A 15,527-nucleotide genomic window follows, 5' to 3' on the forward strand; every position below is an offset into this window, starting at 1 on the left:
GGTGTCACGACCGGGCGAGGCGGGACAGGTCGAAGTTCTCGGTGATCGCGTTCTGCGGCAGACCGGTCAGGTTCTTGTCCGCGACGATCAGGTTCGGCAGCAGGAACAGCCAGTCCCCCGCAGCCTGCTCGGACAGCCGCCGGCCGGCCTTCTTCATGTTGTCGAGCTGCGCCGCCTCGTCACCTGCGTCGGCCGCGGCCAGGTACTGCTGCAGCTCGGGGTCGTTGTAGCGCGTGTAGTACGTCGGGCTGAACACCGCACCGAGGTCGCGTGGCTCGACATGCGCGATGATCGACATGTCGTAGTCGGCGCTCTTGAAGACCGTGGTCAGCCACGCCGCCGGGAACTCCTGCTGGTCGATCTGCACCTTCAGCCCGACCTGCTCCAGCTGGCTCTTCACCACCTGACCACACGAGATCGCATACGGCAGAGTGGGCAGCCGCAGCCGCAGTGTGGCGCCAGCCGCGCCAGAGGCCTGCAGCAACGACTTGGCCTTGGCCACGTCGTACGGCGCGACGCTGGTGAGGTCCTCGTACCACGGGTCGGTCGGCGGAACCATGGAGCCGATCAGCTTGCCCCGACCGGCGAAACACGTGTCCAGCAAGGCCTTGTGATCGATTGCCTGCCGGATCGCCTGCCGGGTGCGGAGGTCACGGAAGACCGGCTTGGAGTTGTTGAACGACAGCAGCACCTCGCCGTTCGTGGTCCCCTCGATCACCTGGTACTTCTCGTTGCCGGTGAACTGGCTGAGCGCTTCCGGTGCCTGCACTGTCGTGATCACGTTGATGGTGCCGGTCAGCAGCGCGTTGTTCAGCGCGGTCGGGTCCTTGAAGTACTTCAGCGTGATCTGCTGGAACTGCGGCTTGGTCCCCCAGTAGCCGTCGTTGCGCTGCAGCACGATCGAGTCGCCGCGGTTCCACTTCGAGAACTTGTACGGCCCGGTGCCGATCGGCGCGGTGGCCAGGGCGCTGACCCCGGTCTCGGAGAACATCGCGCCGATCCGGGTGGTCATCCGGAACAGCCAGCCGTTGCTCGGCTTCGTCAGCGTGACCTGCAGCTGCGTCGGCGACAACGCCTTGGCGCCGGCGACGACATCCATCGCGGACTTCAGCGAGGTCGTCCAGGCCGACTTCACGCGGTTGATGCTGAAGACCGCATCGGCCGCCGTGAACGGCTTGTCGTTGGTGAACTTCGCGTTGTCGACCAGGTCGAACGTGTAGGTCTTGCGGTCCGGCGACACCGTCCACGACTTGGCCAGCGACGGCACGATCTTGCCCGACTCGTCCTGCTTGACCAGGCTCTCGTAGACGTTGCCGAGTAGCACCTGCGGGATCGCCGCACCGTCGGTCGTGGTGAAGTCGAGGCTGGCCGGCTCCGCGACCAGGCCGAGCGACAGCGACTGATCAGCGCCGGTGGACGAACCGCCCGACGTACTCGAACCAGCCGAGCAGGCGGTCAGGGCGAGCATGGCGGCGGAGGCGACGAACGCGACCGCTCGAGTGGTGTACGACTTCACGCGAACTCCTCCAGATCACCGGACTCTCGCCGCATTCTGCCGACCCGGCCCACTCCGGCCGGCAGCGGGCACGCAGTACGGCGGTGTTCGCCGTCCAGCTGTGACTGGTCCGACCAGTGGACTAGGTGTCACTGGGCCACTAGGTTTGTCGCTACACAGAGGTCTGTCAAGGCAAAAGGGGTGACTGGAATGGCGAACGGACCGCAGTTCCAGCCGGTCCAGCCCGTCCGCGCGTACCAGCGGATCGTCGAACAGGTCGAGGAAGCGCTCGTCCGGGGCGACCTCGCGCCCGGTCAGCGGCTGCCGAGTGAGCGGGAGCTCGTCACGCAGTTCGCGGTCAGCCGGTCCACGGTGCGCGAGGCGCTCCGCGTGCTGGAGAGCAACGGCGTCGTACGGTCGCGGCCCGGGGATCCGAACGGTCCGGAGATCCTGCCGTTCTCGTCGACCGCGTTGCGCAAGCAGATCGTTCGGCTGGCGCGGGTGGACGAGCTGACGCTCGCCGAGCTGATCGCGTTCCGGATGATCATGGACGGAGCCGCGATCCAGGTCGCGTCCCGGCTCCGGACGCCGGAGCAGCTCGCCGAGCTCGAGGGGACCCTGGTCGCGATGCGGGCCGCGATCGACGTCGACTTCGCCGCGTTCAGCGAGGCCGATCTGACCTTCCACGACGTGATCGCGCGGATCGCCCGCAACTCACTGATCGAGACCTGCAACGAGGTCGTTCGTGGTGTCGTCCTGACGCTGATCTCGGACAAGATCGCGCACGCGTCGAACAGCCGCGCCCTGATGCTCGAGTCGCTGCAACACCACGCCGAGGTGGTCGACGCGATCCGCTCCGGCGACGGGCATGCCGCGGCGCGGATCGCCCGGCAGAACATGTACGACTACTACGCAGGCTATGTGCCCGAAGACGAACGTGGTGCGCTCCGGGCACTCACCGATTAACTGTCGTGTTCGAGGATGCGGATTCTGGGCACTTTGAGCAGTTTGCGGGCCTTGGACACCCAGTCGGAGCACAGGAAGCTGGCCGCGGTTTCTGGCCAGGCGACCACCACGACCTCCTGGCCGCCGGTGCGCATGACCAGCGACTTCAGTGCGAGCAGAACCTCGCCGTGGGTGATGGAGACGTGGACCGGATAGCCACTCGCCGCGCGTAGGTGACGCGAGCTGTGCTCGATGACCGAGGCCATATCGAGGTCTGGATCGGCGAGGGTCGCCGTCGCAGTTCCGTTCGCCGTCGCAGTGCCGGCAGGGGCGCTCCCCGGTGGGCTGCTCAGACCAGCCACATCGTCGAACGTCGTACCCAGCAGTGCCATCGGTCCACCGAAACCGCGCTCCGGATGACTGGAGACCAGCAGGTGGTAATCGATGGCTTCTTCGTGCCTTGCGTGCAGGGCGGCAACGCGGCGCGCGTCGCCCTCGCTCATCTCGCGCTCGATGAGCACCACCACGTCGTAGGTCATGCGTGGCTCCCTTCGCAGTCACTTTCCGTTGTACTCCTGTCCGGGACCAGTCCAAAGCACCTGGCGCGGCACCGACACGGAATTGTCAAAGTCCTCTCAGGAGCCTCACAGCTTGACCGGAGCGTGCGCACGGGTGTCCGGGGCGAGTGTGCTGAGCAGGTACGGCGCGTCGACCAGCGCGAGCGTGGTTGCGTCGAGCAGGTGTGGGTGCAGCGCGTAGACCTGCGTGCCGGCGCGTGGGGTGAGGTCGCCGCGGAGCACGCCGACGAAATCAGCCCGGGACGCCGCGTCCTCGTCCCAGACGCGGTCCGGCTCCAGTCTGGCGATCAGCCGTCGTGCGAACGTCGCCACGTCCTCGGCCGGATCACGCAGGTAGCCGACGACCGATCCGTCGTCACACCGGACGGCAATCTCGTCGGCGCGGGCCGCGGCGTGCCAGCAGCACACCTCCCACAGGCTGACCCGGTCACCCGAGCCGTACACGTCCTCCAGCGCAGCGGACATCAGCGCCAGGTGGCCGCCGTACCGAGCGATGTCGTGTGCGTAGCCGGCGGAGGTCAGGTTGATGTCGTACCAGCGCAGCTCTTTGGTGTGCAGGTCGATACCGAACGGCATCAGGATCTTGTCCGCGCCGGACAGGTCGAACCGCTCCTCGACGGCGGCCGGATCGAACAACCCGATGGGCCGCCGCATGACTCCCACGAAACCACGCTCGAGCCGGTCGAACGGAACGTCGTTGTAGCTGAACACCACCGGCAGCACATACCGCCCACCGACTCGGCGGAGCTGGCGCAGGTCGAGATCCACGAACTCGCTTGAGCCTCCGGGCCCGGGCGCCGACGTGAGGTCACCTGAGTGCACCAGCGCCTCCTGGTCGAAGCGCAGCCGGGTGTAGTCGCAGAGTCCGACGAAGTCCCACTCCTCGCCGAACACCGCGACCGACAGGTCCAGATCGACCCGCTGTCCGGCTGGCTCGACCCAGTGCAGGAACAACCGGAGCGACTCGCCCGGCGGGATCGGTACGGCGCTCCCCCGCGTCATCCGGCGCAGTGACGCAGACGAACCACGCTCCGAGCCCGGTGCGGCCAGTCTGGTCAGGTCTTCGTCCAGGAACGCCCGCCGCCACCGCGGGAGTGCACCGGCCCGGCGCAACATCTCTCCGACCAGTACGCCGGCCAGTGCGACCGCAAGCTGGGATGGCAGCGGCTGCCTGTGGTCGACCGTGGTCCAGACCCGCGTGCTGCCGCCACGGGGGAAGAACAACCGCAGATCGCCCGGTGGCGTCCGCACCTGCCCGAGCGCTGCTGTAATGACCGCCGGGGAAACGTCAGAGACCGCAGTGGCTACTGCACCGACCAGATCGGCGTGCTGGTCGGCCGGTAGCTCGCGTGCGAGTTGCACCAGCCTCCTCAGCAGTTCCCCCGGCCGCTGCCGCAGCAGGTCGAGCGCCAGCCCGGGGCGGCCGTCCACGAACGCGCCCTCGACACGCGACGCGAAGGTGCGCATGACGAGGCGCCCCTCCTCGAGCCGCACGAAAGGGTGTTCCGCCGCCTCGCTCAAGATCGCCTGACCGGCCGCAGACTGCGTTTCGAGATCAGTGCGCCGCAGTACGGCGAACGCTAGCGCCGCACGTGGATGCCGGACCGCGAACTCGAACGGGTGCAGCACCTCACCCATCCGCTTCCACGACTGCTCGTGCCGCAGCATGTCCTCGATCAGCGTGTCAGCCGGCAGCCGGTCCAGGCGAGCCAGCAGTAGACGCCGGGTGGCACGAGACAACGACCTCCGGCGAACCGGGGGTGTCCGCAGACCGGGGTCCGCGTCCATCAGCGCGAAAAGCAGTCGCAGTACGTCGGTCGCCGTACTGGCTCGGTCGATCACGGCTGGCTCGTCGGCCAGGAAGTGTGCGAGCACCACTGCTCGGGTCTCGCGAACCGGGATGTCGTCCGGCAGCCACGACAGATCGGTGAGCGGCAACAGCACCTGCAGATCGAAACGATCCATGGCCGACGGCGGAGTACGCCGTACCAGCAGGGACTCGACTGTGGTGCGGACTGCGTCCGGACCGGCCAGTGACAGCAGGCGCAGCCGGTCGGAGCGGACCTGGCCCTCCGGCGCACGGTCGAACGAAGGCTCCAGGAACGGGTCGCTCGGATCGATGCGGTGCAGGCACAGCGGGCAGGCGCTGAGGTCAGTGCCATCCCAGCAGGTGCGGCAGACCAGATGCGCGCAGGGAGAGACGGGGTGCACCGAGGTGGTGTCGCCACACAGCACACACGGCTGCTGGGGCTCCTGCAGCAGTCGGGCGAAGACACGGTTGACGTAGAACTCGTCGGTGTCGGCAGGGACGGTGTCCGGGAAGCCGCGGAACAGCGGCACGTGCTCGATGTCGTGACCGGACTCAGCGTCCAGCAGGTCGAGCAGCGCGTTGCCCAGACCGGTCAGGGCGGGAGCGGACAGCCCGGCGCAGTGCCGATACAGACCGACCGAGAGCACGAAGCCCCGCTGGATGAGGTCGGCCTGCAGCGCGGACAGCCCGGCCTGGATCGTCAACGGCCGCCGCACCCATTGCCACGCCGACCGGCGTACAGGCGGGGTCAGCGCTACCGCATCGACCAGCCGTCGGCGCCGCAACAGCACGGCCGCAGCCTCCTGCATCGCGTTCTCCCCGCAAGGCGTCATGGACAGAGACGCCAGGGGCGGAGAGTGGTCGCGCTACTTGCCTGGTGGTTAGGAGAAGGAAGCACGTCCAGGAGCCGCCCCTGGCAAGAAGAACGCTACCGGGCTCCACCGACAGTTCTTGTCGGCTCCTGCCGCGGACATGAGAAGTCCGGTACCAGGGTCGGGGCCGCCCCGCCCAGACCCCGGTACCGGAACACTCACAAATATAGAACCTTTGATCAAACCCGACGCCACCGGGTAGCCGTTTTGGCCGGAAGATGGCACTGATGCGCCGCCAGCAAACCCTTGTTTCAGCCCCCTTTCGTGCAGGGAAACCCTTCCGATCACGCGGGGAAGGTGTGGGGCTACGGATAGTGGTGAAAACTGGTTGACATGGAGGGTGGGGTGATCGAGCGGGCGCGCTGGCGGGATGTCTTCGGGCATGCCGAGTTCCGGGCGTTGTTCGTGGCAGGGGTGCTGTCCGTCGCCGGCGACCAGCTCGCGCGGGTGGCGCTGGCGGTGCTGGTCTTCGACCGGACGGAGTCGGCCGGGCTGACCGCACTGACGTATGCGCTGACCTACATCCCCGATCTGCTGTTCGGTCCGCTGCTGGCGGGCTTCGCGGATCGCTTCCCGCGGCGGTCGGTGATGATCCTCACCGATCTGGCCAGGGCGATTCTCGTTGCTGCTATGGCGATCGAGGGCATGCCACTGCTGGCGGTGATCCTGCTGCTGCTCGCACTGCAGGCGTTCGGGTCGCCGTTCAACGCGGCTCGGGCGGCCACGCTGCCCGCCGTACTGCCTGGGGATCACTACGTACTCGGCAAGGCCGCGAACGACATGGTCGTGCAGTTCAGCCAGGTGCTCGGTTTCGGCGCCGGCGGCGCGATCGTGGTGGCTGTCGGCACCTCCGGCGGCCTCCTGCTCGACTCGGCAACCTTCCTGCTCTCAGCGATCCTCCTGGCTGTCGGAGTCCGTCGCAGACCAGCACCGACAGGTGGCACTGATGCGCCACGCCGCAGCTACTTCAAAGACCTGTCCGCAGGCTTCTCACTGGTCGCCCGTACGCCGAAGCTCCGGACGCTGGTCATCCTGGCCACCATCGCCGGTTTCTACGTCACGGTGGAGGGGCTAGCGATCCCGTACGCGCATGAGATCGGTCAGGGGCCGACCGCGGCAGGGCTCCTGCTCGCGGCCAGTCCGGCCGGTGCGGTCGCCGGGATGTGGCTGATCACGCTCTGGCCGCCAGAGCGTCGCATGCGGCTGCTCGGGCCGCTGGCTGCGCTTGCGTGCGTCCCACTGGCGCTGTGCTTCTTCACACCGGGACTGGTGCCGACTCTGCTGCTGTGGGGGCTCTCCGGGATGGCGTCCGCGTACCACCTGCCGACCAGTGCGGCGTTCGTCCAAGCCGTGCCGGACGCACAGCGCGGTCAGGCGTTCGGGGTCGCCAGCACGGCTCTCAAGGGCAGCCAGGGCCTGGGGATCCTGCTGGCCGGTCTGGTCGCCGACGGTTCGTCTCCATCATTCGCCCTGGGGGTGATGGGCACCGTGGGACTCTGTGCTGCCGTGGCGGCGGGCGCCGCCTGGTCACGTGCCCGCCGTCCCGGGCCCGACGTCGCGGGTACGAGCCCCGCATGATTTCCTTCACAACCGTTCTGCACGACTTCTCGGCAAGCTGGCCGGCGATTCAGGGAATTACCTCCGGACAGCCTTCGGTAAATTATCGGTAAAGAAATTCCGGGGAGGTCCCGTGGATCACCACTCGTTACCGTTGGTGAACCATTCGTTGCCGCCACCGGCCGGCCGGTGGAGCCACTCGTTGCCACTCTGCGTGAACCACTCATTTCCGCCGTGGAACCACTCGTTCCCGCCGTACAGCCACTCGTTGCCGCCGCCGGTCGAACGCTTGTTTGAGCCGGTGAACCACTCGTTGCCGGTGCTGATCCTGTACATGGGGGGATCCTTCCTTCGCCATCCGCCAGATGGAATAACGCGCGGTCCGGGATGACCTCGCGTGAACAGGCAGTTACTATTCAGGAATAACCGCTCAGGTCTATCCGTGTGAGGCCACCATGATTCTGATCGGTCGGAGCAAGTGGGTGCCACCCCGCCGATGGAAGCTCTGGTCGTTGCCACGTCCGGCGCTGAGCTATGTGCTCGGTGTCGACGCTGTCGCAGTCACGATCACCGCCTTGGCTCTGGCCTCGACGATCTCCGGTGCCCGTACCGGCGTCAGGCCCTCCGAGTGGGCCGCGTTCGCTGTCCTCGCGACCGCCTCGGTCCTTCATCTGGAGTCTGCCCGCGGAATCGAGCGGCGACGCGAGATGGCAGCTAACAGTTCGCCATACACGAACCTGAAGAGCCTGTGGGTGTTCGCCGGCCTCCTGCTGCTCCCGCTGAGCCTGGTGATCGCCCTGATCGTCGTCTCGTACGGGTACTCCTGGATCCGCGTCTACGGGCGGACCATCGCGCACCGCAAGGTGTTCTCCGCGAGCACGTTCATCCTGGCCAGCGCTGCGGCCGCCGCCGTACTGCGTGGCGGTGGGCTGATCGCCGAGCCGCGGGTGCCGACGGGTCCGTTCTCCTTGCTGGTGGTGCTGGGGGCGGCGACCACGTGGTGGCTGGTGAACTTCGCGCTGGTGATCGGCGCGATTCTGCTGTCCTCCCCGGACGCCACTGCACGGGGCGCTCTGGGCGACCTCTCCGATCAGCTGGTGGTGGTCGCGGGCCTAGGTCTCGGTGTAGCCGTCGGTGCGCTGCAGGCGTCGTACCCGTGGGTGGTGCCGATACTGATGGTGACGGTGCTGACTCTGCATCGCGATCTGCTGCTACCGCAGTTCCAGCGTGCTGCTGGGACCGATGTGAAGACCGGTCTGGCCACTCCGGCGTACTGGGCGAACGCAGTGCCGGTGGAGCTGGCGCGTGCGGAGACGCTGCGCAGCACGGTGGGTCTGTTGATGCTGGACCTGGACAGGTTCAAGGAGATCAACGACACCTACGGCCATCCGGCTGGGGACCAAGCCTTGAAGGCTGTTGGGCAGAGTGTCCGGGCTGAGGTCAGGCAGGGCGACCTGGTTGCACGGGTCGGTGGCGACGAGCTGGCGGTCCTGCTGCCTGGCGCGTCGGAGACCGAGGTGCTGGAGGTCGCTGAGCGGATTCGGGACCGCCTGAGCACGCTGACGGTGTCTGTCGACACCGCGGCCGAGCAGACCGCTCTGATCAGCGGTGTGCCGGCGTCGATCGGGACGGCTGTGTATCCGGACGTCGCGAACACTATGGACCAGCTGGTGCTGGCCGCCGACAACGCACTGCTCAGTGCCAAGCGGGACGGCCGGAACCGCATTGTTGCGGCCCGGCCGAACCCACCTGCTGTCACAGACCACGCTGACCAGCCGGTCGACTAACGCACTCTGATCAGGGCCTTGCCGAGCAGCGCACGCTGCTCGATGGCCGTGTGTGCGTCGGCCACCTGGTCCAGGTCGAAGACCTGATCGACCACCGGCACCAGATCGCCGGCCGCGGCCCGCTGCAGCACGAGCTCGCCGGTCACTGGTGTGGAGACGATGTCGACCCGCAGGTCGACGATCCCCTTCACCGTGATCCCCCGGCGTTCCGCTTCGGCGGGGTCGTAGAGCGCGAAACTGCCACTCGGCGCACCATGCGCCGAGAACCAGCCGCCGTCCTTGACGACGCTGAAGGCAGTCGCACCCAGCTCGCCACCGGCGCCTTCGAAGACCACATCAGCGCCACGGTTGCCGGTTGCCTCGAGCACAGCCTTCTCCCAGCCGGGCTGCGAGTAGTCGATCACCACATCCGCACCCTGTGCCTTGCTGAGGTCCAGCTTGGCCTGACCGCGCGCAGCTGCGATGACATGCGCCCCAGCACGGTGGGCTAGCTGGATCAGCAGCAGTCCCATGCCTCCTGCAGACGCAGTGATCAGCACGTCCTTGCCGTGCAGGTCTGGCGCCAACTGCTCGAGCATGAGGCTCGTGAAGCCGTCGCCGGTCACTGCGACGACGGTCTCCAGGTTCAGACCGGCAGGTACCTCGGTCAGTGTGTCGACTGCCGCGACTACGAGCTCGGCGTGCGCACCGAAGTCCACACCGCGTCCGACGACGGTCTTACCGACCCACGTCTCCGGTACGCCGGGCCCGGTCGCTCGCACTCGGCCGCCGAACCGGGTGCCCGGCACGTACGGCGGTTTCACGTCGAAGAACCCGCCATGCTGACCCCGGCGGATCGCGGTCTCGACGAAGATCATGTCGGCCACCTCGACCTCGACCAGGACCTGCCCGTCGGCCGGAACCGGGTCGGGCCATTCCTGGATCCGGATCACCGATGGTTCGCCGAACTCGGTCACCACTGCTGCACGCATTCCTGCTCCTTGGTCGTCTTCGTCGTCGAGAGTGCCTCCAGGCTCGTCCCTGAACCTTGGTTGAGGTCAAGCCGATCCGGAGTTGTCCACAGGCCGGATCCGCCGACGCGAAAGTTGTCCGCGGTCCGGCGTACTGTGCAGGGCATGTTCGACGCCGTCTTCCTCCCAGCCGACCCGCCGCGTGCGGGCCGGCTGGCGTTGTACGGCGAGGTCGACGCGACCGACGAGACCGTCACTCTCGTGCTCCCACAGGGATCGCAGGTCCGGCGACGGACAGTTCCGGCGCGACTGCTGAGCATCTCGGAGGCGCTCGAGCTGGTGTCGTCACCGGTGCAGGGCGCCGCGAGCTGGGAGGCGTGGCGGGCGGCGGCCCTGGCCGGTCTGGGGTTGATCGCGCGCGGGCGGCTCGTGCCCGATCTGACCCCGAGCGGGTACGGCGGTTGGCGGGTCGCACCGCTGGATCCGCTCGACCGCGGCTGGCTGAAGCAACTCGCCGCCGCGATGCCGCCGTACGGGCATGCGTTGCCGGTCGAGGGGACGCGGCCGGTGCGGTTGGTCGATCCGGAGCAACTTGTCCGGGCGTTCTGGGATGCGATCGCGGACACACTGGTGCGTACGCCCGCGGCTGCCGTCGCGGCTCGCCCCGGTGCGGCTCCGTTTGCAGCGGTGGAGCCGGTGGCGGTGACTGGGCCGACGGCGTGGCTGGCTGAAACTGCGCAGAGCGAGGACGCTGGAGCCAGGCTGGTGCTGCGGATCGAACCACCGGTGCTGGAGGGCCTCGACTTCCAGGCTGTGCTGCAGCTTCGGAGTGAGCTCGATCCGAGCCTGCTGGTTGATGTGGCCGATGTGTGGACCGCACCGGCAGCAGTGCTCGCTGCGCTCGGCGAGCGGGCGGAGACCGACCTCCTGCTCGCGCTGCGACGTGGTGCGCGGGTGTGGCCGCCGCTGTCGGCTGCGCTGCGGGACGCGGCGCCGGCTGCGGTCGACGTCGATGACGAGGCGCTTGAGGAGTTGGCCGAGGGCAGCACTGCGTTGGAGGGTGCGGGCATCGAGGTGCTCTGGCCGGCTGAGCTCTTCGCGGGCGAGCTTGCTGTGCGCGGGACAGTCGGGACGCCGACACCGGGGGCAGTGACCGGGCCTGACTTCAGCCTGACCGACCTGGTTGCGTTCCGCTGGCGGCCGACGCTGGATGGGGAGGAGCTGAGCGAGGAGGAGGTGGCTGCGCTCGCTGAGGCCAAGCGGCCGATGATCCGGATGCGTGGGCGCTGGGTGCGCGTCGATCACGACCTGGTTCGGAAGCTGCGCCGCGGCGGGACCCACAAGCTGACCGGCGCCGAGGCGCTGGCGGCTGCGCTCACCGGGACGATCGAGGTCGACGGCGAGCTGGTTGCGTTCGACGCGGATGGTTCGCTGGCGGAGATGCTGACTCGGCTGCGGTCGAGTGAGGACACACCGGTGTCCGCCGAGCCTGCCGGCTTGCAAGCGACGCTGCGGGATTATCAGCGGCGCGGTGTCGCCTGGATGGCGCAGCTGACCGATCTTGGGCTCGGCGGGTGCCTGGCCGACGACATGGGGCTGGGCAAGACGATCCAGGTCATCGCGCTGCATCTGCTGCGGCGTGGGCGCGGGCCGACGCTGGTGGTCTGTCCGTCGACGCTGCTCGGCACGTGGGAGCGCGAATTCGCCCGGTTTGCTCCGGATGTGCCAACTCGGCGATTCCACGGGGCGGGGCGGTCGTTGAGCGACCTCGCGCCGGACGAGGTGGTGCTGACGACGTACGGCGTCGTCCGGCAGGACCATCGGGTGCTCGGCGAAGTGCAGTGGGGGCTGGCCGTGGCCGACGAGGCACAGCACGCCAAGAACCCACTGTCCCGGACGGCTCGCGCACTCAGAACGTTGCCATCGGCAACCAGGATCGCGTTGACCGGGACGCCGGTGGAGAACCGGTTGTCCGAATTGTGGTCGATCCTGGACTGGGCCGCGCCGGGGTTGCTCGGTTCGCTGGAACGGTTCCGGCAGGACATCGCCGTACCGGTCGAGCGGTATCACGACGAGGAGGCGACAGCCCGGCTCGCGCGGATCACGCGGCCGTTCCTGTTGCGGCGGCGCAAGATCGACCCCGGGATCGCACCGGAGCTACCGCCGAAGACCGAGAACGACCTCGTCGTACCGCTGACAGTGGAGCAGGCAACGCTCTATCAGGCGGTCGCGAAGGAAACGCTGGCCAAGATCGAGGCGGCGGACGGCATCGAGCGGCGTGGGCTCGTGCTCAGTCTGCTGACCCAGCTCAAACAGATCTGCAATCATCCGGCGCAGTTCCTGCATCAACCGGGTCCGCTGGAGCGACGTTCCGGCAAGCTGGCCGCGCTCGACGAGCTGCTCGACGTGATCCTGGCCGAAGGCGAATCAGTGCTGATCTTCAGCCAGTACGTCGAGATGTGCCGACTGATCGAGGCCCATCTCGCGACGCGTGGCGTGCAGTCGCTGTTCCTGCACGGTGGGATCGGGGTGCGGAAGCGGGAGCAGCTGGTTGCGCAGTTCCAGGCTGGTGAGTCGCCGGTGTTCCTGCTCTCGCTCAAGGCGGGCGGTGTCGGATTGACGCTGACGCAGGCAACGCATGTCGTGCACTACGACCGCTGGTGGAATCCTGCGGTCGAGGATCAGGCGACCGACCGTGCGTACCGGATCGGGCAGGATCGACCGGTTCAGGTGCATCGCCTCGTCACGGAGAACACGCTGGAGGATCGGATCGCCACGGTCATCGCGGCGAAACGCGATCTGGCCGACGCCGTGGTCGGCTCGGGTGAGGCCTGGCTGAGTGAGCTGTCCGATGCGGACCTGAGCGAGCTCGTCTCGCTGTCGACTGGGCCGGCTCGTTCGGGATCGGCGAGTGCGTACAACCCATCTGCGGTGGGGAGGGCGCGGCCGTGAACGAGCGGGTTCCCTGGCGGGGGTGGCGTGACAAGGGTGACGATGCGGGGCTGCCTGCGGCGCGAGGGCCGGGGAGCCGGCGCCCGTTCGGTGCCACGTGGTGGGGGCGCGCGTGGTTGGAGGCCTTGGAGCACCGGGCGCGACTCGATCCGAACCGGTTGGCGCGCGGTCGTTCCTACGCGCGCCGTGGGAGCGTGCTGGAGCTGACGGTCACGCCTGGCGAAGTCGAGGCCGTCGTGCAGGGCAGCCGGACAACGCCGTACCAGGTGACAGTGCGGATCCAGGCGTTCTCGGCGGCGGAGTGGGATGCCGTGCTCGACGTCGTGTCGGCGCAGATCGGGCGCGTGGCCGCGCTGCTGGACGGGGAACTGCCGCCTGAGGTGGTTGATGATGTCCGTGCGGCTGGCCTTGATCTGTTGCCCGGCCCGGGCGAGATCCGGACGAACTGCAACTGCCCGGACTTCGCCGTACCGTGCAAGCACTCGGCGGCCGTCTGTTACGTGATCACCGATGCGCTCGACAGCGATCCCTTCGAGTTGTTGCTGCTGCGTGGCCGGTCCAGGGACGATCTCCTGGCGGCACTCCGCGCCCGTCGCGGGACGTCCGAAACGGTGCCGGTCGTCAGGGCCGCTCCCCCGGGCATCCCGGCCCGCGCTGCTTATCAGGCTCGGGTTGGCGTGCTTCCGGTCGTGCCTCGGCCGTTGCGAACGGCGCGACTACCGGCAGCGGTGCAGGCGCTGGATCCACCTCGCTCGTCGGAGATCGACGTACGGGATCTGGTTGCGTTGGCGACCGACGCCGCGCAGCGGGCTTGGGAATTGGCGTCCGGCGACGGTGGATCCGAGCTGACCTTCGACCAGGACCTGGCCCGCCGAGCCGCAGGAGTCGGTACGGCGGAATTGGCCGAGCTGGCGCATCGATCCGGCGTACCGGCCCGGCAACTGACCAGCTGGGCCGCCGCCTGGCGCCAAGGTGGTCGAGGTGGCCTGTCCGTCACGCTCGACGCGCCGACCGACGCGGACCCCGAAGCCCTCGCCGAAGCCGCTGCCCTCCTACCGAAGGCATCTGTCGAAGCCAACCGGGTCACGGCCGGCAAACTCCAGCTACGCCTCGGCGCCGACGGCCTCTGGTACCGCTTCGACCAACACTTCAACGACTGGACCCTCACCCGCCCACCATCCCCTTATCCTCAAGACCTGTTGGGTTGATAATTTCGCGGATGTGACTGTACGGATTACGGCGTCGAGCTTTCCTACGCCTGACTTGGTGAAGACCACCAACAACCCCGCGCAGTGGGATCAGCTCGACAGGTTCGCGGCGGTTCAGGCGGAGGCGGCGAACACGGCGCTTGAGGCACTGGATGAGCAGCTCGCAACGGTCTCGACGGTCGAGGATCGGACCGCGGCCTTCGAGGGTCTCTATCAGAAGTTGGCCGACTGGCGGTACCGGTTGGCCGTCGAGGGTCGCGTGACTCGGCCCTCGTCGAATGCGGAGACGATCCGCACGCCGATCGGGGACGGTTCGATGTCCTACCGGCTCACTCCGTCGGTCGCGGGCCGAGAGAGCGGGTCGCCGGCGCATCGGGCGCTGACCAAGATGGAGAGGGTCGCGCTGGGACAGTTCTCCGGCTCCGCGGACCGGGTTCAGCATCAGGTCACGCTGCAGGACGGGCGCACGATCAACGGCAACCTGTTGATGCGGACCGAGTCACTCGGAGAGCAGGCAGCGGATGTGTTCGGCGCCAGTACACAGCAGATGGCCGCCGCGGCCCCGGCTGTGGCGCCCGACGAGACCATTACGGTCACTGCGTCGCTGGACGATCGAGAGATACTGCGCCGCGCGGCGTTCGAGCAACTAGCCGGCCTGGAGACAAAGCGGGCTGAAACCGGCGACCTGGACCCCGCTGATCCGCAGAACCGCCAGGCATTCGCCGACGCCACGTACTGCCTGTTCCAAGGCCCGGAGTTCCGGCGTGGTACCGACGCCACGATGCGTGTTTTCGTAGCCGTTGCCCATGCCCGGGTGTTCGACGCCGCTCCGGTTGTGCCGCAAGGAGTCGACCTGGACGCCATGGTTCGCGACCAGCAGGATTTCCGAGACACGATGCGCGATCAGCTGCGGGTGATCCCGGGAGGCCACCCGACAAGCCAGGAACGATCAACCTCGGCAGGCGAACGCGCCGCCCGAGGTAGCCGCGACTCCAGCCGCAGCTCGACCGCGATCCAGCGGTAGAGCCGGCCCGGCGGGTGGTGAGGAGTGGGTCCAGCCGCGCTCTGCTGTAAAACCCGTACCACGAATCGGCGTTGCCGTCGTGGCTGTGAGGCTCCTGCTTGTCTGCGGCTCGACCACCCGCCGGACGCCGGTTTCACTCCGGTACCCACGCCGCCGTGGCAGATGCGTACCGACGGACGGGTAGTAGTCGCGCTCAGCTCGCGTCGTTAGGCGTGGGGAGTCGGTCCGAAGGTGATTCAGGCGGACTATTACCCGTTCTTCGGTACGCCCCGGCCGCTCACCTGGTGAGCGGGGTGAAGGGCATGGGAGCCGGGGTTGGGGCTTGGTCCCAGGGTTCGTTGAGTGGGGT

General features: G+C 67.8%; 11 protein-coding genes. 6 read left to right on the plus strand and 5 right to left on the minus strand.

From position 1 onward, the window contains the following. Positions 1-4: 4 nt before the first annotated feature. Complete coding sequence (locus tag E1261_RS06820; RefSeq protein WP_132403574.1) at positions 5-1,516, minus strand: ABC transporter substrate-binding protein; 1,512 nt, start codon at positions 1,514-1,516, stop codon at positions 5-7. A 189-nt stretch (positions 1,517-1,705) separates the two neighbouring features. On the opposite strand from E1261_RS06820, the gene E1261_RS06825 reads away from it, so the two are divergent. Then, entirely contained in the window at positions 1,706-2,461 is a 756-nt protein-coding gene (locus E1261_RS06825; RefSeq protein ID WP_132403577.1) for a FadR/GntR family transcriptional regulator, read from the plus strand. Here E1261_RS06825 and E1261_RS06830 read toward each other — a convergent pair. Then, complete coding sequence (locus E1261_RS06830) at positions 2,458-2,979, minus strand: hypothetical protein (RefSeq protein ID WP_132403580.1); 522 nt, start codon at positions 2,977-2,979, stop codon at positions 2,458-2,460. The two genes, E1261_RS06825 and E1261_RS06830, sit on opposite strands and share 4 nt — an antisense overlap. Positions 2,980-3,084: 105 nt before the next feature. Then, the gene (locus tag E1261_RS06835) at positions 3,085-5,637 is read right to left on the minus strand and encodes an MXAN_6230/SCO0854 family RING domain-containing protein (RefSeq protein WP_132403583.1); all 2,553 of its coding nucleotides are present in this window, start codon (positions 5,635-5,637) and stop codon (positions 3,085-3,087) included. 396 nt (positions 5,638-6,033) lie between these two features. On the opposite strand from E1261_RS06835, the gene E1261_RS06840 reads away from it, so the two are divergent. After that, a complete protein-coding gene (locus tag E1261_RS06840) occupies positions 6,034-7,278 on the plus strand; it encodes an MFS transporter (RefSeq protein ID WP_132403586.1) in 1,245 nt (414 codons plus the stop codon). 117 nt (positions 7,279-7,395) lie between these two features. On the opposite strand, the gene E1261_RS06845 is transcribed toward E1261_RS06840, so the two are convergent. Then, complete coding sequence (locus tag E1261_RS06845; RefSeq protein WP_132403589.1) at positions 7,396-7,593, minus strand: DEAD/DEAH box helicase; 198 nt, start codon at positions 7,591-7,593, stop codon at positions 7,396-7,398. 119 nt (positions 7,594-7,712) lie between these two features. On the opposite strand from E1261_RS06845, the gene E1261_RS06850 reads away from it, so the two are divergent. Beyond that, positions 7,713-9,044 carry a GGDEF domain-containing protein gene (locus tag E1261_RS06850; RefSeq protein ID WP_132403592.1) on the plus strand — a complete coding sequence of 444 codons (1,332 nt, stop codon included), beginning with the start codon at positions 7,713-7,715 and terminating at the stop codon, positions 9,042-9,044. Here the strand turns inward: E1261_RS06850 and E1261_RS06855 are convergent. Further along, positions 9,041-10,015, minus strand: a complete 975-nt coding sequence (locus tag E1261_RS06855; protein ID WP_132403595.1) for a zinc-binding dehydrogenase — start codon at positions 10,013-10,015, stop codon at positions 9,041-9,043. The genes E1261_RS06850 and E1261_RS06855 overlap by 4 nt on opposite strands. 144 nt (positions 10,016-10,159) lie before the next feature. Here E1261_RS06855 and E1261_RS06860 point away from each other — a divergent pair, with 144 nt between their 5' ends. Genes E1261_RS06860 through E1261_RS06870 form a run of 3 tightly spaced genes read left to right on the plus strand, consistent with a single transcriptional unit; the run spans position 10,160 to position 15,178 of the window. Beyond that, positions 10,160-12,946 (plus strand): DEAD/DEAH box helicase, encoded by a 2,787-nt coding sequence (locus tag E1261_RS06860; protein WP_132403598.1) that lies wholly within the window; start codon positions 10,160-10,162, stop codon positions 12,944-12,946. Beyond that, entirely contained in the window at positions 12,943-14,154 is a 1,212-nt protein-coding gene (locus E1261_RS06865) for an SWIM zinc finger family protein (RefSeq protein WP_132403601.1), read from the plus strand. Before E1261_RS06860 ends, E1261_RS06865 begins: the two co-directional genes overlap by 4 nt. 13 nt (positions 14,155-14,167) lie before the next feature. Beyond that, a complete protein-coding gene (locus E1261_RS06870; protein WP_132403604.1) occupies positions 14,168-15,178 on the plus strand; it encodes a hypothetical protein in 1,011 nt (336 codons plus the stop codon). The last annotated feature ends 349 nt before the right edge of the window (positions 15,179-15,527 follow it).

Source organism: Kribbella albertanoniae, assembly GCF_004348455.1.
Classification (GTDB): Bacteria; Actinomycetota; Actinomycetes; order Propionibacteriales; family Kribbellaceae; genus Kribbella; species Kribbella albertanoniae.

Excerpts from the sequence above, each read along its gene's own strand:
- E1261_RS06825 (WP_132403577.1), top strand. The coding sequence starts at position 1,706 with ATGGCGAACGGACCGCAGTTCCAGCCGGTCCAGCCCGTCCGCGCGTAC.
- E1261_RS06830 (WP_132403580.1), bottom strand. The coding sequence starts at position 2,979 with ATGACCTACGACGTGGTGGTGCTCATCGAGCGCGAGATGAGCGAGGGC.
- E1261_RS06835 (WP_132403583.1), bottom strand. The coding sequence starts at position 5,637 with ATGCAGGAGGCTGCGGCCGTGCTGTTGCGGCGCCGACGGCTGGTCGAT.
- E1261_RS06840 (WP_132403586.1), top strand. The coding sequence starts at position 6,034 with ATGGAGGGTGGGGTGATCGAGCGGGCGCGCTGGCGGGATGTCTTCGGG.
- E1261_RS06845 (WP_132403589.1), bottom strand. The coding sequence starts at position 7,593 with ATGTACAGGATCAGCACCGGCAACGAGTGGTTCACCGGCTCAAACAAG.
- E1261_RS06850 (WP_132403592.1), top strand. The coding sequence starts at position 7,713 with ATGATTCTGATCGGTCGGAGCAAGTGGGTGCCACCCCGCCGATGGAAG.
- E1261_RS06855 (WP_132403595.1), bottom strand. The coding sequence starts at position 10,015 with ATGCGTGCAGCAGTGGTGACCGAGTTCGGCGAACCATCGGTGATCCGG.
- E1261_RS06860 (WP_132403598.1), top strand. The coding sequence starts at position 10,160 with ATGTTCGACGCCGTCTTCCTCCCAGCCGACCCGCCGCGTGCGGGCCGG.